Genomic DNA, 23,937 nt, shown 5'->3' with positions numbered 1-23,937 from the left:
GCGGCGTCGGCGTGTTACAGGGCCCCCGGGAACCCGCTTGCGGCTCCCATGCGGGCCACCCGGTCCAGCTGCTCGAGGTTGTTGAGGCGGTTCAGGTGCTGCAGCTGCTCGGAGGGGCGCGGCACCTCGGCCCTGCGCTCCGCCGGGATGCCGCTCTGGGCGAGCGAGTCGAGCGTGGAGATCGGGTTGAGCTCGCTCGCGTCCTTGTTCTGGATGGTCGCGTCGGACGCACAGGCAAGCGGCGCGGCAAGGGCGGTGATTCCTGCGGCGAGACCAACGGCGGCGACGATACGTCGTGTTGAGATCATGCTTCCCACAACGTCACCGGGCCTGCGGCGGTCACGGCCGCGCCCCGCCACTCACCCATCAGGGGCAGTGCTCCGGCTGCGCTTGCCGAGGCTGCCGCGGCGGAGGAGCCTCAAAGGAGAGGTCCTTCGCGGCCCGCAGCTCCTCGGGTCGCGGCCCTCGAAGGAGGTCATCATGGGCACCACGGCAACTCCCGGCTTCAGCGCGGACACCCTGCGCAAGGGGATCGAAGGACACACTGCGGCGGATCTTCTGTCGCTCTACGCGGACGACGCGCAGATACGCATCGTGGACCGCAACACGCAGCCCAGCCAGCCCAAGGTTCTGCGCGGTCGTCAGGAGATCGGCGCGATGTTCGAAGACATCTACAGCCGTGACATGACACACAAAGTGGACCAGTGCATCATTCAGGGCGACCATGCCGCCTACAGCCAGTCCTGCCAGTACTCGGACGGGACGCGGGTCCTGGCCGAGTCGATGATCACACTGCGCGACGGCAAGATCGCCGAAGAGGTTCTGATCCAGGCATGGGACGAGTAGGAGGCAGAACCGCGAGGGTTCAGGTCACCTCTCGGTTGACCTGGACCTTCTCGGCCCGTGCGGCACTGGGGCGAGGGCGTCCGGCCCGGCCTCGGACCCGTATGGCACAACGACTGGCCTCGATGGCCCTGCTGCGGTCGGTGCTGAGAGCGAGGCGGTCCCGCCGGCTTCCCGCCGCGCGAAGGCGGCGCGTGCTGCACCGGTGAAATCGGCTCCTGACCGTCGTGGCGGCTCGGCTAGTCTGAGGGCGGGCCGTGACTGGCGCTGAGGTGGAGCACCACCGGGAAGCGGCCACGCAGAGTCGATGCCGTGCGCCTGGGCGCTACGTCACACCAGCCCAGGAGTGGATCATGTCCCAGGCCCGGCTCATCGACGGCACCTCCCTTGCCCGGCGCATCGTCGCGGACACCGCAGAGCGGGCGGCCGACCTCACCGAACGGACCGGAACGGCGCCCTGTCTGGCGACGGTCCTGGTCGGCGAGGACCCCGCGTCCGTCACCTATGTCCGGATGAAGCGGAACCGCTGCCGCAAGGCCGGTATCGAGTCGCGCCAGGTGGAACTTCCCGCCGACACGACCACCGAGGAACTCGTCGGCGCCCTGCGCTCCCTGTCGGACGACCCCGGTGTGCACGGCATTCTGCTGCAGCACCCGATGGGCGAGCACATCGACGAGCGGGCCGCGTTCGAGGCGATCGCGCCCGAGAAGGACGTCGACGGCGTCACCTTCGCCTCCTTCGCGACGATGAGCTTCGGCCTGCCGGGCTTCGTGTCGTGCACGCCGGGCGGCATCATGCGGCTGCTCGACGAGTACGGCGTCGACCCGTCCGGGAAGCGGGCCGTGGTCGTGGGCCGCAGCGCCATCCTCGGCAAGCCGGCCGGCATGCTGCTGCTCGCCCGCGACGCCACGGTGACGTACTGCCACTCGCGTACCCGGGACCTGTCCTCGGTCGTACGGGAGGCGGACCTCGTGGTCGCCGCCGTGGGGCGGCCGCGGTTGATCCGGGGCGAGGACATCAAGCCCGGCGCGGTGGTGATCGACGCCGGCTACAACCCGGGCAACGTCGGCGACGTCGACTTCGACTCCGCCGTGGAGCGGGCCGGGCTGATCACTCCGGTGCCGGGCGGTGTCGGTCCGATGACGATCGCCACGCTGCTGGAGCAGACCGTCGCTGCCGCCGCCCGGCAGCTCGGGGTGTGATCAGGGCATCCAGGCGCTGTAGTCCATGACGTCGCCGGCCTTGACGCCGTACTCCGGCTCCGCCCTGGTGAAGACGGTCTCCAGGCCGAGGACCGCACCGGTGGACGGCTGCATGATCAGCATCCGCCGGTAACCGGCGCCCTCGTACTCGTACGCCTGGCCGCTCCGCCCGAGCCGGTCCGTGACCTGGCCGACCGGCCGCAGCCCCTCGGTGCCCGCGAGAAGCCGGGCCAGCGTCGCGGACTCGCGGGCGCCGAGGGTCCAGTGGTCGAGCAACGCCCCTACGGCGTCGAGGAGTTCGGGGGTCGTCAGCCTGGTGCGGGTGTACGAGGCCTCCTGGAGATAGGCCCGCAGCCGCGCCGTGTCGTTCGGCGGGGGCGACTCGGGCGGCGCGTCGCTCCAGCTGGGCGGAAAGGTCTGGCTACTGATGACATGGCCGTCCTCCACCAGGTGCGGATCGCCGTCGTCGCGCAGGACCGGCCGGCCGGGGTGGCGGGGGTCGGTCGCCACCACGAGCTCGGTGTGGCTGCCGTCGGCCTGCCAGCGCACGACGCGCTCCTCGGGGAGCGTGATCGGGGGCTTGTCGTCGCTCATGCCGAGGCTCCAGGACTGCACATGTGTGCCCTTGCGCAGCTTCGGCGCATCCTCCGCCGCGGCCTGCCGTTGTGCGCGGTCGGCGAGTTCTTCCAGGGGTACGGGGGTGGAGTCGGCCTGGACGACCAGCGGGCGGGGAGCGGCGACCGCGGGCGCGGTGCCGGGGCCGCTGAGCAGCAGCGCCAACGCGGTCGTGGCGACCACGGCGGTGGTGGCGAGGCTCCACACGAGCCGGGTGCGGCGGCCCGTGGGGCGTTCGTGCAGCAGCCGGTTGAGCCGGCGTTCGGCGTGGTGGTCGAGGGGGCCGTCGCCGTAGTGGGGGCCGTCGACCGGCACCGGGTTGGCGCGGCGCAGGAGTTCGAGTTCGTCAGCCATGGCCGGGTTCCTTCGAGGGGGTCGCGTCGGCGGAGGTCGCGCTGGGGCGCAGGGGGCCCATGCGGTCTATCTCGGCTCTCAGCCGGCGTCGGGCGCGGTGCAGCCGCATCGATGCGGCCCTCGTTCCGCAGCCGAGGGCGACGGCGACCTCGTCGATGCCCAGTTCCTCCCATGCCGTCAGGCGCAGCACCTCCTGGTCGGCCTCGGACAGCCGGGCGAGTGCCTCGTGCACCCAGCTGCCCGGGGTCTCCGCGTCGGGGCTCGCCGCGATCTGCCGGCCGTGCGCGGTCTCGTCGTTGCCCAGGCGGTCGACCAGGCGGCGGCGCCGCCCGTAGCCGCGTACCGCGTTCGCCAGGCAGTTGCGGGCCACGCCGTACAGCCAGGGCAGGGGGGCTCCCGGCAGGTCGGCCCGGCGTCGCCAGGCGACCGTGAACACCTCCGCCACCACTTCCTCCACCTCGCTGGTCCGCCCGTCCAGTCGCCGCGCGACATAGCGGCTGACCGCCCAGTAGTGCTCGCGATAGGCAGCGGCGAAGATCTCGTCGTTGCTCATGTCCCGTTCGTGTCCGGCACCATCCGGATCGTCACACCCGTTTCCGTGATTCTCGTCGCGTCACCCGAGTGTGACCGGCGTGCCCGGACCGGACACAGGCGGGGCATGAGGCACCTCAAGTGGCTGACGACCACTGATCACAAGACGATCGGAACGCTGTATCTGGTCACGTCGTTCGCGTTCTTCCTGATCGGCGGCGTGATGGCGCTGCTGATGCGCGCCGAGCTGGCCCGTCCGGGCCTGCAGATCATGTCGAACGAGCAGTTCAACCAGGCGTTCACGATGCACGGCACGATCATGCTGCTGATGTTCGCGACGCCGCTGTTCGCGGGCTTCGCCAACTGGATCATGCCACTGCAGATCGGCGCCCCGGATGTGGCGTTCCCGCGGCTGAACATGCTCGCCTACTGGCTCTATCTCCTCGGCTCGACCATCGCGGTGGGCGGCTTCCTCACCCCGCAGGGTGCGGCCGACTTCGGCTGGTTCGCCTACTCCCCGCTGTCGGACGCGGTCCGCAGCCCGGGCGTCGGCGCCGACCTGTGGATCATGGGTCTGGCCTTCTCCGGCTTCGGCACGATCCTCGGTGCGGTCAACTTCATCACCACCATCATCTGCATGCGCGCGCCGGGCATGACCATGTTCCGCATGCCGATCTTCACGTGGAACGTGCTGCTGACGGGCGTTCTCGTGCTCCTGGCCTTCCCGGTGTTGGCCGCGGCTCTGTTCGCCCTGGAGGCGGACCGCAAGTTCGGTGCGCATGTCTTCGACGCGGCCAACGGCGGCGCGTTGCTGTGGCAACACCTCTTCTGGTTCTTCGGCCATCCGGAGGTGTACATCATCGCGCTGCCGTTCTTCGGCATCATCTCCGAGGTCATCCCGGTCTTCTCCCGCAAGCCGATGTTCGGCTACATGGGCCTGATCGGCGCGACCATCGCCATCGCGGGGCTGTCCGTGACCGTGTGGGCCCACCACATGTACGTCACCGGCGGTGTGCTGCTCCCGTTCTTCTCCTTCATGACGTTCCTCATCGCCGTACCGACCGGCGTGAAGTTCTTCAACTGGATCGGAACGATGTGGAAGGGGTCCCTGTCCTTCGAGACCCCGATGCTCTGGGCGGCGGGTTTTCTGATCACGTTCGTCTTCGGCGGCCTGACCGGTGTGATGCTCGCCTCGCCGCCGCTGGACTTCCCGACCTCCGACACGTACTTCGTCGTCGCCCATTTCCATTACGTCATCTTCGGCACCGTCGTGTTCGCGATGTTCTCCGGATTCCACTTCTGGTGGCCCAAGTTCACCGGCAAGATGCTCGACGAGCGCCTCGGGAAGATCACCTTCTGGACGCTGTTCGTCGGCTTCCACGGCACCTTCCTGGTCCAGCACTGGCTGGGGGTGAACGGAATGCAGCGGCGGATTCCCGACTATCTGGCGGTGGAGGGCCTGACGACGCTCAACACGGTGTCGACGATCTTCTCGTTCCTGCTCGGCATGTCGTTCCTGCCGTTCTTCTACAACGTCTGGAAGACCGCGCAGTACGGCGAGAAGGTGGAGGTCGACGACCCGTGGGGCTACGGCCGCTCCCTGGAGTGGGCGACCTCCTGCCCGCCCCCGCGGCACAACTTCACCTCCCTCCCCCGGATCCGCAGCGAATCCCCGGCCTTCGACCTGCACCACCTTCAGGATCCGGCGCCGCAGAGGGAGTTGACCGCACCATGAGCTGTGACGACGCGCAGGTGCTCTTCGACGAGATCGAGGGGCACCTGCTGATCGCCGCCGCCCGCGAGGAGGGCCGTACGGCCGCCGCACGGTTCAGCGCCCCCTTCGACTGGCTGACGCAGGCCCAGCGCGCGGAGGTGGAGCGCCGGTTCGAGGCGGAGTACCTCGCGGTCGCCCGCACCTCGTGGCAGCACACCGCGGAACGCGCCCACGCACTGCGGGAGGAGTACGAGGGCGCCTACCGCGACCTGCGGCGCCGCCTGCTGGCCGGCTGGCTGCTGGCGTGCGCCGCGGTCGTGGCAGTCGGCGTCCTGCTGCTGCCGCTCGCCTAGGCGGGGCCTACGACAGCGTCCACTTCTGGTTGTCTCCGGTGCCGCAGGACCACAGCACCGTGGAGGTGCCGTTGGCCGTGCCGTTGTTGTAGGCGTCGAGGCAGAGGCCGGCGTTGACGTTGGTGATGGTGCCGTCGCTGTTGACGTTCCACTTCTGGTTGTTCTGGCCGTTGCAGTCCCAGATGACGACCTTGGTGCCGTTGGTCGTGCCCTGGTTGTAGGCGTCCAGGCACTTGTTGCCGTACACCACGAGTTCCTTGCGGGAGGTGTACGTCCAGGCCTGGTTCTGGCCGCCGTTGCAGTCCCACAGCTCGCCCTGGGTGCCGTTGGTGATGGTGTTGTTGTAGATGTCCAGGCAGCGTCCGGACTGCTTGCCGACGACCTGGGATCCGTTGGCCCCGGGCAGGGGTCTGACGGTGATCGAGTCGAGGGTCGGGGCGCCGGAGAAGGTGAGCGAGTTGGCGGAGCCCTTGGACAGACCGACCTCGACCGAGATCGTGCCCGGGCCGGCGCCCGTCGGCGGGAAGGAGACCGCGGTCGCTCCCTGGCCGTTGACCTTGAGGGTGCCGGTGCGGGCCGTGGAGGTGTTGTTGGTGTACGACACGTCGACGACCTTGATGCCGGTGTTCCCGGCGACCACGCCCGAGAAGCCTGAGGTTCCGGTGTACGTGCTGCCGGCCGCCTCCGTCCCGCCGGTGACCGTCAGCATGACCGAGCCGCCCGCCGGCACGCTGGTGGTGTAACTGGTGCCGTAGGTACCGACATCGGCGCGCGCCCACAGGTCACGCACGGTCGCGGACGCGTTCGTCAGACCGAGGTCGGACCAGCGGACGGTGATGTTCTGGGCGGCGGAGGTGCGGTTGAGGAGGACGACGGCGCGGTTGCCGGTGCCGGCGAGGACCTTGCCGTACACCTGCAACCCGGTCGTGTCCTCGGCGACCTTCACGCCCTGGAGGCCGCGCGGATCCTGGTCCACTCCGATGACCTCGGGGTTCTTGAGGATGCCGGCGGTCTCCGACGTCATCGTGGCGAGGTTGTTGCCGGCGAGCAGCGGTGCTCCGGAGATGGCCCACAGGTTCATATGGGTGCGGTTCTGGGCGGCGGTGAAGCCGTCCATGCCGACCATCAGCATGTCCGGGTCGTTGTAGTAGCCGGTGTGCTGGGCGGTCGGGTGCAGGGTCTGGTCGAAGTTGGACAGCAGGTTCGTCATCGACGGCGAGTTGCCGTAGTAGATGATGTCCGTGCTGGTGCGCCACATGGGAGCCTGGCCCGGCGCCCAGTTCCAGGGGTTCTGCTTGCCCCAGTTGCAGATCGAGAGGGTGAGCGGGCGGCCCGTGGTGGCCGTCGCCCTGGCGACCGCGTCGCTGATCGACTGGTACGCCGTCGCCGCGTCGAGTCCCTCGACGTCTCCGCCGCACCAGTCGACCTTGACGAAGTCGAAGCCCCACCTGGAGAACTGGAGCATGTCCTGGTCGTAGTGGCCCTCGCTGCCGGTGTTCGGGGCGGCGGGGCGGCCGGTCGGGTAGTAGTAGCCGCAGCCGTTCTTGCCGGCGTCGGTGTAGATGCCGGCCTTGAGGCCCTTGCTGTGGATGTAGTCGGCGATGGCGCTCATCCCGCCGGGCCACTCACTGGTGTCGACGGTGATGTTGCCGGCGCTGTCGCGGGTGCCCTGCCACCAGCCCTCGTCGATGTTGATGTACTTGTAGCCGGCCGCCGGCAGGCCCGCCGCGACGAAGGCGTCGACCTGCTGCTTGATCACGTTGTAGTCGATCTTGGCGGCGAAGCTGTTCCAGGACGCCCAGCCCATCGGGGCGGTGGGCACGGCTATCTGACGGCTCGTCGCGGCCTGGGCGGGGCCGGGTGCCGCGAACAGAAGCGCGGCGGCCGCGGTGACGGCGAGGGCGAGGAGGCGTACGGCGGCGGCTCTGCAGCGGGCTGCGAGACCTCTGCGGGTCGAGCGCGGAGGGGGGTACATGCGACTCCGTTCATTCGACATATCGAACGAGGATCGGTGTTCCGAACGCGTTGCGCGCCGAAAGTAGAGCCACCGCGAGCGTCAAGTCAACGGAAGTGACAAGCGCGAAGTCGCCTATCGCGAGGGGGCGTTCTCGCTCAAAGGGTGCGGCGGCGCCATACTGGCCGTCGTGCGCATCGCGATCATGACGGCGGGATCCCGGGGCGACGTCGCCCCGTACACGGGACTGGGGCACGGGCTCTCCCGTGCCGGGCACCAGGTCACTCTGGTGACACATGCCCGTTTCGAGCCGCTCGTGGCCGGGTCGAGGGTGCGTTTCCATCCGCTGCCGGTCGACCCGCGGGCGGAACTGGAGTCCTCGCGGGGGCGCGGGCTGCATCGCAGTGCGACCGGTGTGGGCAAGCTGGTGCGGGTGGTCGCGATGGCGCGGGCGCTGGTCGGGAGGATGACGGACGATCTGGTGGCGGCCGCCCGGTCGAGCGACATGCTGCTGCTGTCCGGTTCGGTGGGGCCGCTGGGGCACACCATCGCGGAGGGCCTGTCGCTGCCCTACCTGGACGTGCCGCTCCAACCCCTCGCTCCCACACGGGAGTTCGGGCCGCCGATGCTGGGTGTCCGCTCGCTGGGAGCGGTGGGCAACCGGATCGCCGGGCACGGGGTGGGCCTGGCCGTGGAGCAGGTCTTCGCCGGGGCGCTTCCTGTGGTACGGCAGCGGTTGGGGCTGCCCCGGGTGAGTGCGGCCGCGGCCTGGCGGGCGCGGGAGCGGCAGGGGCGGCCCGTGCTGCACGGATTCAGCCCGCTGGTGGTGCCGCGGCCGGACGACTGGCGGCCGGGCCTGTCGGTGACCGGATACTGGTGGCCGTACGACACGGATCCTCAACTCCCGCCCTCAGTACGGGACTTCCTCGCCGCGGGCCCGGCGCCCGTGTTCGTGGGCCTGGGCAGCGCGACCGTGCCCGATCCCGAGCGGCTCAGCGCCTGCATCGTGCGCGCCCTGCGCCGGGCCGGGCTGCGGGGGGTGATCCAGCGCGGCTGGGCCGGCCTGGAGGCCTCCGGCGACGACATGCTGAGCGTCGACGAGGTCCCGCACTCCGCGCTCTTTCCCCGCATGGCCGCGGTGGTGCACCACGCGGGCGCGGGCACGACGGCGGCGGGTCTGCGCGCCGGGGTGCCGGCCGTGCCGGTGCCGATCCAGTTCGACGAGGGCTTCTGGTCCGCCCGCCTGGTCGCCCTGGGCGTCGCCCCACGCACGCTGCCCCTGCGCCGCCTCACCGCCGACACACTGGCCACGGCACTGATGCGGGCCACCAGGGACCCGGCCTTCGCGCGGCGCGCCGAGACGCTCGGGGCACGCATCCGAGGGGAGGACGGGGTGGCTCCGGTGCTGGCGGCAGTGGACCGGTGGGGTGGCTAGGAGGCCATGAGCGCCCTGCGCGCGGACGGCGGGGTAAGCCTCGCTCATGACCTTCAAGAGTCCCGTTCAGCGCGGCGGCCCGCGGCGCGGCCGGTTCGCTCAATTCGCCGAATACGCCTCCAATTTCACCAGCTCCCCGCTCTTCTTCCTGGTCTGTCTGACCCTCATCGCCTTCTTCGTGGCCTCCCACCTGGCGCATCTGAGAATCGAGCTGCTCCTGCTGGCGAGCGGGTCCATGACCGCGGTGACCCTGCTGCTCCTGGCGCTGCTGAAGAACGCCGAGATGCGTGCCGAGCACGCGGTCCAGCGCAAGCTCGACGCGATCGCCGCCGCTCTGCTCGAAGGGCACCGCGGCGACCACAGCAAGGCGTTCGAGGACCTGAGGAATGCGATCCGGATGGAGGAAGAGACCTGACGCCGGACCACGAAACGCCGCCGCGGTCCTTCTCGCCCTTCCGCATACCGACGATCATTCCGCGTCATGGACATCTTGCTCGTCGCCAGCGCGTTCAACAGCCTGTGCCAGCGTGTGTACGCGGAACTGTCCGACGAAGGGCACCGCGTGGACGTCGTGCTCGCCTCGCACGGCGCCGAGGCGATCCGGACCGCCGTGCACGAGACCCGCCCGGAACTGATCATCGCGCCGATGCTGAAGACGGCGCTGCCGGAGGACATCTGGCAGGGGCACACCTGCCTCATCGTGCACCCGGGGCCGCCCGGCGACCGCGGCCCGTCCTCCCTGGACTGGGCGATCGCCGAGGGTGCCCTGCGCTGGGGCGTGACGGTGCTGCAGGCCGAGGCCGCCATGGACGCGGGCGCGGTATGGGCGGCCGAGGCCTTCCCGGTGCCGCCGGTCGGCAAGAGCAGTCTGTACCGGGGCGAGGCCTCCGACGCCGCCTCGGCCGCCGTCCGGCTGGCGGTGCGGCGGTTCGCCGACGGATCGTTCAAGCCGCAGCCGCAGAGCGATCCCACGATCCGGGTGGTCTGGCGCGACTCCTTCCGCCGGGAGCAGCGAAGGATCGACTGGGAGACCGACACGACGGAGACGGTTCTGCGCAAGCTTCGCGGGGCCGACTCCCAGCCGGGGGTCCTGGACGAACTCTGCGGCCGGGAGGTGTTCCTGCACGGAGGGCATCCGGAGGACCGGCTGCACGGACGCCCCGGGGAACTGCTCGCGACGCGCGCCGGGGCGGTGTGCCGGGCCACCCGGGACGGGGCGGTGTGGATCCCGGAACTGCGGCCCCGCAAGGCCTCGGGCGACCCGGCGCCGTTCCGCCGCCCGGCGGCCTCCGTGCTCGCCTCCTTTGCGGCCCCGTCGCTGCCGGAGGTCGCGGCACCGCTGGAGTTGCCCTCCGGCCGGATCACCTGGAGCGACATCCGCTACCGGCAGCACGGCGACGTCGGATTCCTGAGCTTCTCCTTCCCCGGCGGGGCGATGAGCACCGGCCACTGCCGCAGGCTGCTGGCCGCCTACCGGTACGCGCTCACCCGCCCCACCTCGCTGCTGGTGCTGGGCGGCACCCGCGACTTCTTCTCCAACGGCATCCACCTCAACGTCATCGAGGCGGCCGCCGACCCGGCGGGCGAGTCCTGGTCCAACCTCAACGCCATGGACGACCTGGTCGAGGCGGTGCTGCGCACCACCGACCGGGTGGTGGTGGCGGCGCTCGGCGGCAACGCCGCGGCCGGCGGCGTCATGCTCGCCCTGGCCGCCGACCAGGTGTGGTGCCGCACGGGCACCGTCCTCAATCCGCACTACCGGCGGATGGGCCTGTACGGGTCGGAGTTCTGGACGTACACGCTGCCGCGCCGCGTCGGGAGCGAGACGGCCCAGCGGCTGACGACCGAAGCGCTGCCGGTGAGCGCCGCGAGCGCCGCACGGATCGGCCTGGTGGACCGTCTGGTGCAGGCCCCGCCACATGGGTTCACCGCCGAGATCGAACGGTTGGCGGCCGAACTCGCCCGCGACCCGGACCTCTCGCAGCGGATCGCCGCGAAGGCCGCGGCACGCCAGGCGGACGAAGCACGGCAGCCGCTCGCGGAGTTCCGGCGGGACGAACTCGCCCGTATGCGTGCCATCTTCTTCGATCCGCACGCCCCGTACCACGCCCTGCGTTCCGCCTTCGTCCGCAAGCTGCCGAACGGTGAGGCCCGGCCCCTGGCCCCGGCCGGCGACCCGGCCGCTGGGGACGTCCGGTGACGCGGTCCGGTACCCGCCTGCTGGTGGCGGGCGTCGGCAACATCTTCCTCGCGGACGACGCCTTCGGCCCCGAGGTGATCCAAGCCCTGGACCGGCGGCCGCTGCCTCCCGAGGTCCGGGTCCGGGACTTCGGCATCCGTGGACTGGATCTCGCGTACGAACTGCTGGACGGCTACGACACGGCCGTCCTGGTCGACGCGGCCGCGCGGGGGCACCGGCCGGGCACCTTGTCACTGATCGAGCCGGAACTGCCCGACGGCACCGCGGGCGCCGCCCCGCCCGAGGCCCATGGCATGGATCCGGCCAAGGTGCTGGCCCTGGCCGCCCACCTGGGCGACGAGCCGCTGCCGCGCGTCCTCGTCCTCGCCTGCGAGCCCGAGGTACGGCCGCGCGGCGACGAGGACATCACCCCGGGCGTCAGCGCACCGGTTCGCGAGGCGGTCGACCGGGCCGTCGCAGCCCTGCACACCCTGGTCCCGGAACTGCTCGCCGACCCGGCGGCCACGCCTTCGTTGAGCCGCCCGGACGAATCCGCGGGCCTGTCCGCGGCCGAGGTCCCGCTCCCGGTGGCCGGCGGCATTGAGGATCGGTGACGCACCGACACCCACTCCGCTGACCGACCGCGAGGAGCAGCGCCCATGTGCGAGTCCATGGACGACGTCACCCAGGCCGTCCTGGCGAAGAACGACGGCCTGGCGGCAGGCCTGCGCGAGGAACTGGCCCGACGTGGGATCGCCGTCGTCAACCTGCTGTCCAGCCCGGGCAGCGGCAAGACGGAACTGCTCGGTCGGGTGCTGGCCCTGGCGGTTGAACGGCACATCCCGGTGGCCGCGCTCACCGCCGACCTGGCGACCGAGAACGACGCCCACCGGCTCGCCCGTTCGGGAGCGCCGGTCAAACAGCTGCTGACCGACGGGCTGTGCCATCTGGAGGCCCGGCAGCTCAGCGGCCATGTGCAGAGCTGGCTGCCCGAGGACACCGCGGTGCTGTTCGTGGAGAACGTCGGCAATCTCGTCTGCCCGGCGGCCTACGACCTCGGTGAGAGCCTGCGGATCGTCCTCATGGCGGTCACCGAGGGCGAGGACAAGCCGCTGAAGTACCCCACGGCCTTCGGCTCCGCTCATCTGGTCGTGCTCACCAAGACCGATCTGGCCGAGCCCGCCGGTTTCGACGAGGCCGCCTTCGTCGCTCATGTGCAGCGGGTCAACCCCGGGGTGGAGGTCGTACGGACCTGCGCCCGTGACGGCGCCGGTGTGGCGACCGTGCTGGAGCGGGTGCTCGCCGCGCGTGACGGGGCCCCCGTGCACCGGCCTCCCCTCGCGCCGCACCCCCACGGCCACCAGCACGCGCATCAGGCACCAGGCCTCGCAGCCGGCCGCGTCTCGTGACCGCCCCGGCCGCGCAGGCGGTACGCCGCCGCGTCCTTGTGCGCGGCACGGTGCAGGGCGTGGGTTTCCGCCCCTTCGTCCACCGCCTGGCCACCGATCTCGCGCTGGCCGGGTTCGTGAGCAACACGGCGAGCGGCGTGGTCATCGAGGTGGAGGGCCCGCCCGACGGTGTCGCCCGCTTCTGCGGCCTTCTGGCCACGGAGCCGCCACCGCTGGCCGCCGTCACCGGCGTCGGCGTCGAGGACCTGCCCGCCACGGGCGCGGACGACGCCTTCACCATCCGTGCCACCGAACGGTCCGCGGGCCGCACACTGCTCCCGCCGGACACCGCGACCTGCGAGGACTGTCTGCGGGAGCTGGCCGATCCGGCCGACCGCCGCCACCGGCACCCGTTCGTCACCTGCACCCACTGCGGCCCCCGCTTCACCATCGCCACGGGGATGCCGTACGACCGGGCGGTCACCACGATGGCCGGCTTCCCGATGTGTCCCGCATGCGCCCGGGAGTACGGCGACCCCGCCGACCGGCGCTTCCACGCCCAGCCCGTCGCCTGCCCACAGTGCGGTCCCCGGCTGCGGCTGGTGCCGGCGGCCGGCAGCGGCATCCGTGCTGCCTCGGACGGCGACGCCCTGATGGCGGCGCGGTCTCTGCTGGCAGCGGGCCGCATCCTCGCCGTCAAGGGCCTCGGCGGCTATCACCTTGCCTGCGACGCGACCGACGCACGCGCCGTCGACACACTGCGGGCCCGGAAGGAGCGCGGTGGCAAGCCGTTCGCGGTGATGTGCCCGGATCTCGGCACCGTGCTGCGGATCGCCGAGGTCTCGGCGGCCGAGCGCTCGGCGCTGACGAGCCCCCGCCGCCCCATCGTCCTGCTGCGCCCGCGGACGCGGGCCCCCCACCTCGGCCTCGCTCCCGGTGTCTGTCCGGGCAGCCCGCAGCTCGGCGTGCTGCTGCCCTACACCCCGGTGCACGCCCTGCTGTTGGGCCTGGCCGGCGATCGGCCGGGCCCTCGGGTGCTGGTCATGACCAGCGGCAACCGGTCGGGGGAGCCGATCGTCACGGACGACGAGGAGGCGCTGACCCGGCTGGCCGGGCTGGCCGACGCCTGGCTCACCCACGACCGGGCCATCGCCTCACCGTGCGACGACTCCCTGCTGCGGGTGCGCGCCGACGGCAGCGAGCAGGTGCTGCGCCGGTCCCGGGGGTATGTGCCCCGCCCGCTGCGTCTGCCGCTCGCCGTGCGGCCCGCGCTCGCGGTGGGCGGCGACCTCAAGAACGCACTGTGCGTCGGCGAGGGCGACGAGGCCTGGTTCGGCCCGCACATCGGTGACATGGGGGACCTGACCACGCTGGAGGCCGCCGAGCGGGCGGAGGGGCACATGCGGCGGCTGAGCGGTGTCACCCCCGAACTCGTCGCAGCCGACCGGCACCCCGGCTACCACTCGGCCCGCTGGGCCCGCCGCCGCGCCGCCCGACTGCCCGCGCGCACACCCGTGTTCGTCCAGCACCACCACGCGCACATCGCCTCGACGATGACCGAGCACGGCCTCGACGGCACCACACCCGTGATCGGCGTCGCCTTCGACGGAACGGGCTACGGTGACGACGGCACCGTCTGGGGCGGCGAGTTCCTGCTCGCCGACTACGCGGGCCACCGGCGCTTCGCCCACCTCTCCCCCGCCCCGCTGCCCGGCGGAGACGCCGGGGTGGCCAACCCGTGCCGGCTGGCGCTGGCCCGGCTGTGGGCCGCAGGTGTGCGGTGGGACGCGGACCTGCCCTGTGTCGCCGCCTGCTCGGATACGGAACTCACCGTCCTGGAACGGCAGTTGGCACGCGGGGTGGCCTGTGTGGCGACCTCCAGCATGGGCCGGCTCTTCGACGCGGTGTCCTCCCTTCTGGGGGTGTGCCACCGCGCGGGATACGAGGCCCAGGCCGCCCTGGAGCTGGAGGCCGCGGCCGCCTCGGCCCGGGACGCCGACACCTCGGCGTACGCCTTCGGCATCGGCTCCGGCCTGTGCGACCCGGCACCGATGCTTCGCGCACTGGTCGCCGACCTGCGGCGCGGCACACCGGTCCCCGTGCTCGCCGCGCGCTTCCACCGCGGTGTCGCCCGGGCCGTCCTTGAGATCTCCCGGCATGCGCGCCGGGACACCGGCCTGGCCACGGTCGCCCTCAGCGGCGGGGTCTTCGCCAACGCACTGCTGGAGGAGGAGTGCACACGGCTGCTGGCCGAGGACGGCTTCGCGGTGCTCCGGCACGGTGAAGTCCCCCCGAACGACGGCGGATTGGCCCTTGGACAACTCGTGGTCGCGGCGCACGAACGACAAGAGGAGTGACCCATGTGTTTGGCAGTGCCCGGCAAGGTCGTGGCCATCGACGACAGTGCCGACCCGCTCACCGGGCTGATCGACTTCGGCGGTGTGCAGAAACAGGCGTGTCTGGAGTACGTGTCGGACGTGCGGGTGGGTGAGTACGTCATCGTGCACGTCGGGTTCGCGCTCCAGCGCCTGGACGAGGAATCGGCGCTGGCCTCCCTGCGGCTCTTCGAGGAACTGGGGCTGCTGGAGGAGGAGTTCGGCGACGCCTGGGAACAGGCGTCGCGGGACGCCGGAGTCGCCGCCGTGAGTGAGGAACCACGAGAGAGCGAGGTCCGGTGAAGTACATCGACGAGTTCAACGACCCCGATCTGGCCCGGCGCCTGCTGGACGAGATCCACGCCACCGCCACCCGGCCGTGGGCCCTGATGGAGGTGTGCGGCGGCCAGACCCACTCCATCATCCGGCACGGCATCGACCAACTGCTCCCGGAGCAGGTGGAGTTGATCCACGGGCCGGGCTGCCCCGTGTGCGTCACCCCGCTGGAGGTCATCGACAAGGCGCTGGAGATCGCCGCGCGTCCCGGGGTGATCTTCTGTTCCTTCGGCGACATGCTCCGGGTCCCGGGCACGGACCGGGACCTGTTCCGGGTCAAGGGCGAGGGCGGCGACGTACGCGTGGTGTACTCACCGCTGGACGCCCTGGAGCTGGCCCGCCGCAACCCGGACCGGGAGGTGGTCTTCTTCGCCATCGGCTTCGAGACCACGGCCCCCGCCAACGCGATGGCGGTGCACCAGGCGCGCCGCCTCGGGCTGACCAACTTCAGCCTCCTGGTCTCGCATGTGCGGGTTCCTCCGGCGATCGAGGCCATCATGACGGCCCCCGCCTGCCGGGTCCAGGGCTTCCTGGCCGCCGGGCACGTGTGCAGCGTGATGGGCACGGCCGAGTACCCCGAGCTGGCCGAGCGGTTCCGGGTGCCGCTCGTGGTGACCGGTTTCGAGCCGCTGGACATCCTGGAGGGCATCCGCCGGGCGGTGCGTCAACTGGAGCGCGGAGAGCACCGGGTGGAGAACGCGTACCCGCGTGCCGTGCGCGAGGACGGCAACCCGGCCGCCGTACGCATGATCGAGGAGGTCTTCGAGGTCACCGACCGCAACTGGCGGGGCATCGGGCCCATCCCGCTCAGCGGCTGGCGGCTGACCGAGGCGTTCCGCGCGTTCGACGCCGAACACCGCTTCGACGTCACCGGGATCCGCACCGAGGAGCCCGCCGAGTGCCGCGCGGGAGAGGTGCTCCAGGGGCTGATCAAGCCGACCGAGTGCGCCGCCTTCGGCACCACCTGCACCCCGCGCACCCCGCTCGGCGCCACCATGGTCTCCAGCGAGGGCGCCTGCGCGGCCTACTACCTCTACCGCCGGATGAACGCCGCGACGCCGCAGGCCGCGCGGGAGGAGATGAACCCCGTTGCCTGAACTCTTCGAAACCGTCGACCCCGCGAGCTGGACCTGTCCGGCGCCCCTTCGCGACCAGCCCGTGGTGGTCATGGGGCACGGCGGAGGCGGCGCCCTGTCCGCGGAGCTGATGGAGCAGGTCTTCGCCCCCGCCTACGGCAATGCCACCCTCGCCGCGCTCACCGACTCCGCCGTCCTCGAACTGGGCGGCGCGCGCCTGGCGTTCTCCACCGACTCCTATGTGGTCAGGCCGCTGTTCTTTCCCGGCGGCTGCCTGGGAGACCTCGCGGTCAACGGCACCGTCAACGACCTCGCGATGAGCGGAGCCAGGCCCGCCTACCTGTCCGCCGCCTTCGTACTGGAAGAGGGCGTGGAACTGACCGTGGTCGAGCGCATCGCGCGGGCCATGGGCGCGGCGGCCGAGGCGGCGGGGGTCACCGTGGCCACGGGCGACACCAAGGTGGTGGAGTCCGGGCACGGCGACGGCGTGTACGTCACCACCGCCGGTGTGGGGCTCGTCCCCGACGGGGTGGACATCCGTCCCCAGCGTGCGCGGCCCGGTGACGCCGTCATCGTCAGCGGTCCGATCGGCCTGCACGGGGTGGCCATCATGAGCGTCCGGGAGGGCTTGGAGTTCGGCGTGGAGCTCGCCAGCGACACCGCACCGCTCGCGGACCTGGTGGCGGCGATGCTGGCGGTCACGCCCGACCTCCACGTCCTGCGGGATCCGACGCGTGGCGGTCTGGCCGCCTCGCTCAACGAGATCGCCCGCGCCTCCGGGACCGGTGTCCGCCTGCAGGAGCGGGCCATCCCGGTGCCGGACGCCGTCGCGAACGCCTGTGGCTTCCTGGGCCTCGACCCGCTCTACGTCGCCAGCGAGGGCCGACTCGTCGCCTTCGTGCCGCCGACCGCGGCCGAGGAGGTCCTCGCGGCGATGCGCGCCCATCCGCAGGGCGCCGGGGCCACGCTGATCGGCGAGTGTGTGGCCGAGCACCCCGGCATGGTCGTGGTCTCCACCGGCCTCGGCGGCACCCGGGTGGTGGACCTGCCGCTCGGCGAGCAGCTCCCGCGGATCTGCTGAGCCCTGCACACGAGGCCCCGCCGCAGCTCGATGCTGCGGCGGGGCCTCGTACGCGTCACTCGATCCCGGTGATCTCCAGTTCCCGGCCGCTGCGCAGGTCGGTGGAGGGCCGGTCGCAGTGCGGGCACCAGAAGAACGGGGGCATGCCCACCGGGAACTCCTGCGCGCACGCGCCGCAGTAGGCGTGCGCGGCGACCGGCTCCACCACGAGCCGGGCCGCGGCGAGAGCGGTGCCGTCGCGGGCCACCTCGAACGCGAAACTCAGTGCGTCGGGTACGACCCCGGCCAGCTCGCCGACCCGGACGGTCACCGCCGAGACGGCTTTGGTGCCGTCCGCCCGGGCGAGCTCGTCGGCCCGCTCGATGATCGCGGTCGCGATCGACAACTCGTGCACGGTCGGTTCACGGGTAGCGGTGGCCTGCGCGGAAGCCGCCGGCCATCCGGTAGATCCGGAACTCGCGTCTGAGGCTCGGCCACTCCCGGACGAACAGCGCCAGGGCCACGGCACCGGCCAGGGCGGCCTCCGCCATCAGCAGCTGCCGTCCCGTCGTTGCGCTCTGCGCGCGGTCTGCTCGTTGGACCTTCATTCCGGCTCCCTGTCGTTCCTCATCCCGGCGGGATGTTCGGCATGACGTCGAGGAGGGCGTCGTGCCGCTTCCAATGGATCCCGGTGGAGCGGCGCGCGTCGGCGGTGCCGTCCTCGTGGTGTCCGGTCTGGTGGCCGTAAGGCCCTGTGTTGCCCTGGTGCATGCCGGGCACATGCCCGGTGGAGTCGGGCTTGGCCTGGGGTCGGCCGACTCTGATGTTGCCCATGGGGTGTTCTCCTTTCTCGCCTCCGCGCCGCGGAGTCGCGGTCATGGCCGCTCGGTGAGGTCGTCGAAGAACCGCTCGACGGCGGGCCAGATGCGGCCGCCGCCGGACAGGCCCCGCCATTCCCGGCGTACGACGGCGATCATCCGGTAGCAGTCGTCGACCGGGACGATCCAGTGGTGGTCGAGGCCGTGGACGGTGTTCACGAGCAGTGCCTCCACGTCGGGTTCCAGGGTGGCGAGCTGCGGACAGGCTGCGGTCAGCCGCTGCCAGGCCGCCGCGTCGATCTCCCACCGCATGGCCCCGGCCGGGCTCGGGCCCTCGGCGGTGACCGTGCCGTCGGACCGGGGCACGAAGAAGACCAGGCCGACGGGCACGCCCAGAATCTCAGTGTCCACCCGGGGGAGCCTGATCCGCCTGCGGGGAACGAGCCGGTAGTGCCCGTCGCCCGCGCCGCCGTCGGCGAACAGCACCGAGCACGGGCCGCAGGCGCAGCGCACCTCCTCGGCTGCGGTGTCGTACAGGTGGCGGTGTTCCTCGGGCACCGGCGCGGCGCACAGGTCGCACCGCTCCGTCTCGGCCGCCGGCGTGGCCTCGGCGGAGGAGCGGATGAGGCGGGCGAGCGCGCCCTCCGTGGTCACGATGTGCCTCGGTGGGTGAGCGTGGTCAGCGGTACGAAGGCCGGAGCGGTGGTCTGCACCGGCTCCACCTCCGTCAGCTCCGGGGCCACGGCGAGCACCGCCTCCCGGACGGCGGCGGTGACGTCGCCCGTCCCGCCGCCGCAGCCCGAGCCGCAGCCGCCGCCCGCCGTCAGCCGTACGCGGCCCACCGCACCGTCCGCGCCGGCCCACTCCACGTCACCGCCGCGTTCCTGTACGGCGGGCCGCAGTCGCTCGACCGCGCGGGCCGCCCGGCGCTCCGCGGGCTCGGGGTGGACCGCGTGCAGTACCAGCAGATGCCCCAACAGCTCGTCCTCGGCGAGGTGTTCGGCCAGCTGCGCGTCCGCGTGGTCCATGACCCGGGCGAGCGCCTCGCCGTAGATCTCGGTCAGCAGCCGTACGGTCTCGACCGCGGAGCGGGTGGCGGGCCCGGGTGCGGATTCGAGCCCTTCCAGCAGCTGGTCGAGCCGGGCCAGCCGGGCCTCGACGTCCGGGTCCGCGAGCCGCTCGGGCTCAGCCATGGTTCGCGCCGTACGTCGGCGAGTGCAGGGTGGTCAGGGTCTTGCCCTTGCCCACGTACATGTGCACACCGCACGGCAGACACGGGTCGAAGCTGCGGACGGTGCGCATGATGTCTACGCCCTTGAAGTCGTCCGGCCCGTTCTCCTCGAAGATCGGCTGTCCCTGGACGGCGTCCTCGTAGGGGCCGGGGGTGCCGAACTTGTCGCGAGGGCTTGCGTTCCACGGTGTGGGCGGATAGGGGTGGTAGTTGGCGATCTTCTTGTCCTTGATCACCAGGTGGTGGGAGAGGACACCGCGCACGGCCTCGTGGAAGCCGCAGCCGATGGCCTCGTCCGGCACCTCGAAGTTCTCGAACACCTTGGTGTCGCCGTCCCGCACCAGACCCATCGCCTCTTCCAGGAACTGCAGGGCCATGGCGGCCGCGTAGGCGACGAAGTACGGCCGGGCGCGGTCCCGTTCGATGGTGTTGCTCCACTTCGGGATGCGCCACTCCAGGGTCGTCTCCGGCAGCGACTCGCCCTTGGGCAACGAGATGCGCACGCTGTGGCCGGTGGACTTGATGTACGGCGTGTCGACCAGTCCGCTCAGCGCGGTGGACCAGAGGCGGGCGAGCGGGCCGCCGCCGGTGTCCAGGGCGAGGTGATCGCCGCTGCGCGCGTCGTACCAGCGCGGGCTCATCACCCAGCTGTACTTGTCGTCGAAGTCGCGCTTCTGCGGCACCGGCACGGTGGTCTGGTTCCACGGGTGGCGCATGTCGACGGGGTTGCCGAGCGGGTCGTGGGTGACGAAGGGCTGCTCGCCCACCCAGTCCTCGTAGTAGGAGCTGCCGAGCATGATCCGCAGGCCGAGGTTGATGTCGACGAGGTTGTTGGTGACCAGTTCGCCGTCGACGACGATGCCCGGGGTGACGTACATCGCCTTGCCCCAGGTGTTCATGGTCTCGTAGCGGTAGTCGACGACGTCGGGGTTCTGGAAGGCGCCCCAGCAGCCCAGCAGGATGCGGCGGTTGCCGACCTCCTCGTAGCCGGGCAGCGCCTCGTAGAAGAAGTCGAAGACGTCGTCGTTCATGGCGACGGCCTTCTTGACGAAGTCGATGACCCGCATGAGGCGGCTGAGGTAGTCGGTGAAGACGGTCGGCTGCGGCAGCGTGCCCACGCCACCGGGGTACAGCGTGGAGGGGTGGACGTGGCGTCCCTCCATCAGGCAGAACATCTCGCGGGTGACCCGGCTGACCTTCAGGGCCTCCTTGTATACCTCGCCCTCGAAGGGGTTGAAGGCCTTCATGATGTCGGCGATGGTCCGGTAGCCGTGGATGTCCCCGCGGGGTGCGTCGCTGCGTTCGGCGCGGGCCAGCACACCGGGGTTGGTGGCCTTGACCATGGCCTCGCAGAAGTCCACGAAGACCAGATTGTCCTGAAAGATCGTGTGGTCGAACATGTACTCGGCGGCTTCGCCGAGGTTGACGATGTGCTCGGCGAGTCGCGGCGGTTTGACCCCGTAGGCCATCTGCTGGGCGTAGTCGGAGCAGGTGGTGTGGTTGTCGCCGCAGATGCCGCAGATCCGGGAGGTGATGAACCCCGCGTCCCGGGGGTCCTTGCCCTTCATGAACACCGAGTAGCCACGGAACAGTGAGGACGTGCTGTGGCACTCCACGACTTCCCGGTTGGCGAAGTCGATCTTCGTGTAGATGCCCAGGTTCCCGATGATGCGGGTGATCGGGTCCCAGGACATGTCCACGAGCTGCGGCGGCTTGCGTCCCGTGGGCCGGGCCTCGGTTGTGGTCATCGCTGTTACTGCCCCTTGCTGTCGCTGTTCCGTAGGTCGGTCCGTGGTGGGGGTGTGTGTCGGGCGGGGTCAGGGACGCCAGTGCGGGTCGTAACCGCTGGTCAGCTTCTGCTTGTTGTGGCGCCACCTGGGTTCGTGGTTGACCAGCTCGTTCGTGAAGCCGCGCAGTCGGCGGATGACGGCCCCGTACGGCTTGACGATCATCGAGGAGAGCGTTCCGCCGGGCGGTTCGTCCATGAACGGCATGAACGCGTCGGGGAAGCCGGGCATCGTGCAGCCGATGCAGATGCCGCCGACGTTCGGGCAGCCGCCGATGCCCGCCATCCAGCCGCGCTTGGGCACGTTGCAGTTGACGACCGGGCCCCAACAGCCCGTCTTCACCAGGCACTTGGGCGAGTTGTAGTCCTTGCCGAAGTTGCCCTGCTCGTAGTACGAACCGCGGTCGCAGCCCTCGTGGACCGTCTTTCCGAACAGCCACTGCGGGCGCAGCATGTGGTCCAGCGGGGGCGGCGGAGCGGATCCGGCGGCGTGGTACAGGACCCAGATCAGGGTCTCCATGAAGTTCTCGGGCTGGATCGGGCAGCCGGGGACGTTCACCACGGGCAGGCCGCCCTGGGACCTGAAGTCCCAGCCCAGGTAGTCCGCGAGGCCCATGCAGCCGGTCGGGTTGCCGGCCATGGCGTGGATGCCTCCGAAGGTGGCGCAGGTGCCTGCGGCCACCACCGCCCAGGCCTTGGGGGCGAGTTGGTCGATCCACCAGTTGAGGGTCTGCGGTTCGCCGGTCTCCGGGTCGTTGCCGAAGGACGTCCAGTAGCCGTCGCCCTCGATGATGTTCTGGTTGGGGATCGAGCCCTCGATGACGAGGATGAACGGGGCCAGCTCACCGCGTACCGCGGCCCGGTAGGGGGCGAGGAAGTCCTCGCCGCCCAGGCTCGGGGAGAGCACCTTGTTGACCAGGTTCACCTTGGGCAGGCCCGGGATCAGACCGAGGACCAGGTCCTCGATGGAGGGCTGGTCGGCGGCCGTCAGGGAGACGGTGTCGCCGTCGCAGCTCATGCCCTCGGAGATCCAGAGGATGTGGATCTCGTCGAAGCCCTGCCGGTCCTCGGCGCGGTCGGGTTCGCCGCTGACCTCGGTGGTGCTGCTGTGCGTCGTCATGTCAACGGCCTCCGGTGCGGGGGGTGTCGGAGTCGGTCGGGCTGAGTGGTTCGAGTTCGTCGGGGCGGAAGTAGTGGAAGCGGCCGTACCAGCTGTGCAGTTCGGCCGCGGGATCGTCGTCGAGGGTGACGGCTAGGTGCACGCTGCCGTCCACGTCGTGGAAGACGGCGGCCACCTCGGCGGTCCGTCCGGCCAGGAACATGTCCTGGGCGTCGGCGCCCCGGCTGCGTGGCCGAAGCCGAACGCGGCTGCCGCCGCCGAGGGGCACGCCGTCGACGAGCACCGTGTCGGTGGACGGGGCGAGTCCGTCGTCGGCGCCCTCCTGCCACCAGGCGGGGCGTTCGGCGCGCGGGGGCGATGGGTTGGCCGGGGCCAGGGAGCGGACGGCGCCGTGCAGCCGTGCGAAGACCTCCGGGGGCATGGTGTCGACCCGGTCGATGATCGCGGCGGCCCGTGGGTCGGTGGCGCGTGCCTCGCGTTTCTCCTCGTCCGTCAGCAGCATCGTGCGCAGCGTGAGGATCTCGTCGATCTCCGCGGCGTCGTGCAGATCCCCGGGGCTCTCCGGGGCCACCTGCGGATGGTCGGGAAGGATGATCGGTGAGGAGAGCAGGACGTGGCCCATGGCGTCGGCAGGGGAAGTGGAGGGTTCGCCGCCGAGGACGGGGAAGGTGAATTCGTTCCGGCACGTACCTGCCTGGGCCCGCAGGTCCTCGGGCGGATCGATCAGCGAGACGAACTCGACGCCGTCACCGCCGATCAGCGTGTGCGCGGCGATGAGCGCGCCACTCAGCGCTTCCTCGCGCGTGGCCCGCGGATCCGGCGCAGGTCCCGTGTTGGTGGTGCACACCCGCAGACGGAAGAGGTTCTCCCCCAACTGCTCGGCGGCGAGGGTGACATCGGCCCGTACCTCCTCGCGGCGACGCACCACGCGCCCCACACCCGAAGGCAGTGCCTCGATGTCCCTGCCGGCCGCCGCTCCCGCCGGAACCATGTGTTCCCCCTGAAGGAGGTCGTCCAGCGGGACCGCGATGTCCACTTCGCACGGCACGGCCTCGTCGAAGGTCAGATGCACCGTGCCGTCGTCGGTGCGCAGCGACTCGACCTCTCGGAGGCGGCCGTGGCCGGTCTCCTCCACCTGCTTGTGCTGCAGCTGGAGGTATCGAAGCCTCACCCGCAGGGTCGCGCCGGGCTGCCGGATCCTCAGCAGCACCTCGGTCCGCTGGTACCAGGAGTCGGCGGAGCCGGACACGTTGGGGACGACCGGGCCGTCCTGCTCCACCCAGGCCCGCGGGAAGAGCACGCCGAACTGCCAGCGGACGCGGTTCTTGGCCGACGAGCGACGGTAGGGATAGAGCAGGTAGCCCTCGTACAGAACGGCGTCGGCGACGGCGCTCAACTGCTCGAAGCCGTGCCGGGACCGGTCGGCCGGCAGACCCGGGGCGTCCCTCGTGGCAACGGGCGCCATGCCGCCCTCGACCGAACCCTGCGACATCGCGCCTCCTCGTCACCGCATGCACGCCCATGCCTTCCACCACGGTCACACCGCCCACGCACCCTCGCCTCCTCC

The 23,937-nt window shown here is 71.1% G+C and carries 25 protein-coding genes and 1 riboswitch; of the genes, 13 read left to right on the top strand and 12 right to left on the bottom strand.

The window, feature by feature from the left end; translation table 11 throughout:
• Positions 1-14: 14 nt before the first annotated feature.
• Positions 15-308, bottom strand: coding sequence for a hypothetical protein (locus ABD355_RS17900; protein WP_344401393.1), 294 nt, complete (start codon positions 306-308; stop codon positions 15-17).
• A gap of 172 nt (positions 309-480) precedes the next feature.
• On the opposite strand from ABD355_RS17900, the gene ABD355_RS17895 reads away from it, so the two are divergent.
• Positions 481-846, top strand: coding sequence for a nuclear transport factor 2 family protein (locus tag ABD355_RS17895; protein WP_344401391.1), 366 nt, complete (start codon positions 481-483; stop codon positions 844-846).
• Positions 847-1,090: 244 nt separating this feature from the next.
• Positions 1,091-1,174: riboswitch (ZMP/ZTP riboswitch) on the top strand.
• A gap of 22 nt (positions 1,175-1,196) precedes the next feature.
• On the top strand, positions 1,197-2,045 hold the full coding sequence (locus tag ABD355_RS17890; RefSeq protein WP_344401390.1) for a bifunctional 5,10-methylenetetrahydrofolate dehydrogenase/5,10-methenyltetrahydrofolate cyclohydrolase: 849 nt from the start codon (positions 1,197-1,199) through the stop codon (positions 2,043-2,045).
• Here the strand turns inward: ABD355_RS17890 and ABD355_RS17885 are convergent, their stop codons facing one another.
• Both ABD355_RS17885 and ABD355_RS17880 read right to left on the bottom strand, forming a co-directional pair.
• Complete coding sequence (locus tag ABD355_RS17885) at positions 2,046-3,014, bottom strand: CU044_5270 family protein (RefSeq protein ID WP_344401389.1); 969 nt, start codon at positions 3,012-3,014, stop codon at positions 2,046-2,048. It abuts the gene before it with no gap.
• Positions 3,007-3,567 (bottom strand): RNA polymerase sigma factor, encoded by a 561-nt coding sequence (locus tag ABD355_RS17880; RefSeq protein WP_344401388.1) that lies wholly within the window; start codon positions 3,565-3,567, stop codon positions 3,007-3,009. Before ABD355_RS17880 ends, ABD355_RS17885 begins: the two co-directional genes overlap by 8 nt.
• Positions 3,568-3,672: 105 nt before the next feature.
• On the opposite strand from ABD355_RS17880, the gene ctaD reads away from it, so the two are divergent.
• Positions 3,673-5,280: an aa3-type cytochrome oxidase subunit I gene (ctaD, locus tag ABD355_RS17875; protein WP_344401387.1), complete on the top strand. Its 1,608-nt coding sequence runs from the start codon at positions 3,673-3,675 to the stop codon at positions 5,278-5,280.
• The gene (locus ABD355_RS17870; protein WP_344401386.1) at positions 5,277-5,612 is read left to right on the top strand and encodes a hypothetical protein; all 336 of its coding nucleotides are present in this window, start codon (positions 5,277-5,279) and stop codon (positions 5,610-5,612) included. Before ctaD ends, ABD355_RS17870 begins: the two co-directional genes overlap by 4 nt.
• Positions 5,613-5,619: 7 nt before the next feature.
• Here the strand turns inward: ABD355_RS17870 and ABD355_RS17865 are convergent, their stop codons facing one another.
• Complete coding sequence (locus ABD355_RS17865) at positions 5,620-7,587, bottom strand: RICIN domain-containing protein (RefSeq protein WP_344401385.1); 1,968 nt, start codon at positions 7,585-7,587, stop codon at positions 5,620-5,622.
• Between the two features lie 184 nt (positions 7,588-7,771).
• Here ABD355_RS17865 and ABD355_RS17860 point away from each other — a divergent pair, with 184 nt between their 5' ends.
• From ABD355_RS17860 to hypE, 9 genes are all read left to right on the top strand, one after another.
• Positions 7,772-9,001 (top strand): glycosyltransferase, encoded by a 1,230-nt coding sequence (locus ABD355_RS17860; RefSeq protein ID WP_344401661.1) that lies wholly within the window; start codon positions 7,772-7,774, stop codon positions 8,999-9,001.
• A 46-nt stretch (positions 9,002-9,047) separates the two neighbouring features.
• On the top strand, positions 9,048-9,416 hold the full coding sequence (locus ABD355_RS17855; protein ID WP_344401384.1) for a hypothetical protein: 369 nt from the start codon (positions 9,048-9,050) through the stop codon (positions 9,414-9,416).
• A 66-nt stretch (positions 9,417-9,482) separates the two neighbouring features.
• Positions 9,483-11,201 (top strand): hydrogenase maturation protein, encoded by a 1,719-nt coding sequence (locus ABD355_RS17850; protein ID WP_344401383.1) that lies wholly within the window; start codon positions 9,483-9,485, stop codon positions 11,199-11,201.
• Complete coding sequence (locus tag ABD355_RS17845) at positions 11,198-11,794, top strand: hydrogenase maturation protease (protein ID WP_344401382.1); 597 nt, start codon at positions 11,198-11,200, stop codon at positions 11,792-11,794. The genes ABD355_RS17850 and ABD355_RS17845 overlap by 4 nt, the downstream gene beginning before the upstream one ends.
• A 45-nt stretch (positions 11,795-11,839) precedes the next feature.
• Positions 11,840-12,589, top strand: a complete 750-nt coding sequence (hypB, locus tag ABD355_RS17840) for a hydrogenase nickel incorporation protein HypB (protein WP_344401381.1) — start codon at positions 11,840-11,842, stop codon at positions 12,587-12,589.
• Positions 12,586-14,925, top strand: a complete 2,340-nt coding sequence (gene hypF / locus ABD355_RS17835; protein WP_344401380.1) for a carbamoyltransferase HypF — start codon at positions 12,586-12,588, stop codon at positions 14,923-14,925. Before hypB ends, hypF begins: the two co-directional genes overlap by 4 nt.
• 3 nt (positions 14,926-14,928) lie before the next feature.
• Positions 14,929-15,246 (top strand): HypC/HybG/HupF family hydrogenase formation chaperone, encoded by a 318-nt coding sequence (locus ABD355_RS17830; RefSeq protein ID WP_344401379.1) that lies wholly within the window; start codon positions 14,929-14,931, stop codon positions 15,244-15,246.
• Positions 15,243-16,376, top strand: a complete 1,134-nt coding sequence (gene hypD, locus ABD355_RS17825) for a hydrogenase formation protein HypD (protein WP_344401378.1) — start codon at positions 15,243-15,245, stop codon at positions 16,374-16,376. Before ABD355_RS17830 ends, hypD begins: the two co-directional genes overlap by 4 nt.
• Complete coding sequence (gene hypE, locus ABD355_RS17820) at positions 16,369-17,436, top strand: hydrogenase expression/formation protein HypE (RefSeq protein WP_344401377.1); 1,068 nt, start codon at positions 16,369-16,371, stop codon at positions 17,434-17,436. The genes hypD and hypE overlap by 8 nt, the downstream gene beginning before the upstream one ends.
• Before the next feature lie 55 nt (positions 17,437-17,491).
• On the opposite strand, the gene hypA is transcribed toward hypE, so the two are convergent.
• The 8 genes from hypA to ABD355_RS17780 all read right to left on the bottom strand — a co-directional run bounded on the left by hypA (position 17,492) and on the right by ABD355_RS17780 (position 23,862).
• A complete protein-coding gene (gene hypA / locus ABD355_RS17815) occupies positions 17,492-17,830 on the bottom strand; it encodes a hydrogenase maturation nickel metallochaperone HypA (protein WP_344401376.1) in 339 nt (112 codons plus the stop codon).
• 7 nt (positions 17,831-17,837) lie between these two features.
• Positions 17,838-18,023, bottom strand: coding sequence for a hypothetical protein (locus ABD355_RS17810; RefSeq protein WP_344401375.1), 186 nt, complete (start codon positions 18,021-18,023; stop codon positions 17,838-17,840).
• Between the two features lie 19 nt (positions 18,024-18,042).
• Entirely contained in the window at positions 18,043-18,249 is a 207-nt protein-coding gene (locus ABD355_RS17805; protein WP_344401374.1) for a hypothetical protein, read from the bottom strand.
• A gap of 41 nt (positions 18,250-18,290) precedes the next feature.
• Positions 18,291-18,887, bottom strand: a complete 597-nt coding sequence (locus tag ABD355_RS17800; protein ID WP_344401373.1) for a DUF5947 family protein — start codon at positions 18,885-18,887, stop codon at positions 18,291-18,293.
• The gene (locus ABD355_RS17795; RefSeq protein WP_344401372.1) at positions 18,884-19,426 is read right to left on the bottom strand and encodes a NifU family protein; all 543 of its coding nucleotides are present in this window, start codon (positions 19,424-19,426) and stop codon (positions 18,884-18,886) included. The genes ABD355_RS17800 and ABD355_RS17795 overlap by 4 nt, the downstream gene beginning before the upstream one ends.
• A complete protein-coding gene (locus ABD355_RS17790) occupies positions 19,419-21,212 on the bottom strand; it encodes a nickel-dependent hydrogenase large subunit (protein WP_344401371.1) in 1,794 nt (597 codons plus the stop codon). Before ABD355_RS17790 ends, ABD355_RS17795 begins: the two co-directional genes overlap by 8 nt.
• 69 nt (positions 21,213-21,281) lie before the next feature.
• Positions 21,282-22,370 (bottom strand): NADH-quinone oxidoreductase subunit B family protein, encoded by a 1,089-nt coding sequence (locus ABD355_RS17785; protein WP_344401370.1) that lies wholly within the window; start codon positions 22,368-22,370, stop codon positions 21,282-21,284.
• A gap of 1 nt (position 22,371) precedes the next feature.
• Complete coding sequence (locus ABD355_RS17780; protein ID WP_344401369.1) at positions 22,372-23,862, bottom strand: hypothetical protein; 1,491 nt, start codon at positions 23,860-23,862, stop codon at positions 22,372-22,374.
• Between the last annotated feature and the right edge of the window lie 75 nt (positions 23,863-23,937).

Origin of the sequence: Streptomyces longisporus, assembly GCF_039532765.1 — a bacterium.
Taxonomy (GTDB): domain Bacteria; phylum Actinomycetota; class Actinomycetes; order Streptomycetales; family Streptomycetaceae; genus Streptomyces; species Streptomyces longisporus.
This window is presented reverse-complemented; position numbering and strand designations above follow the sequence as displayed.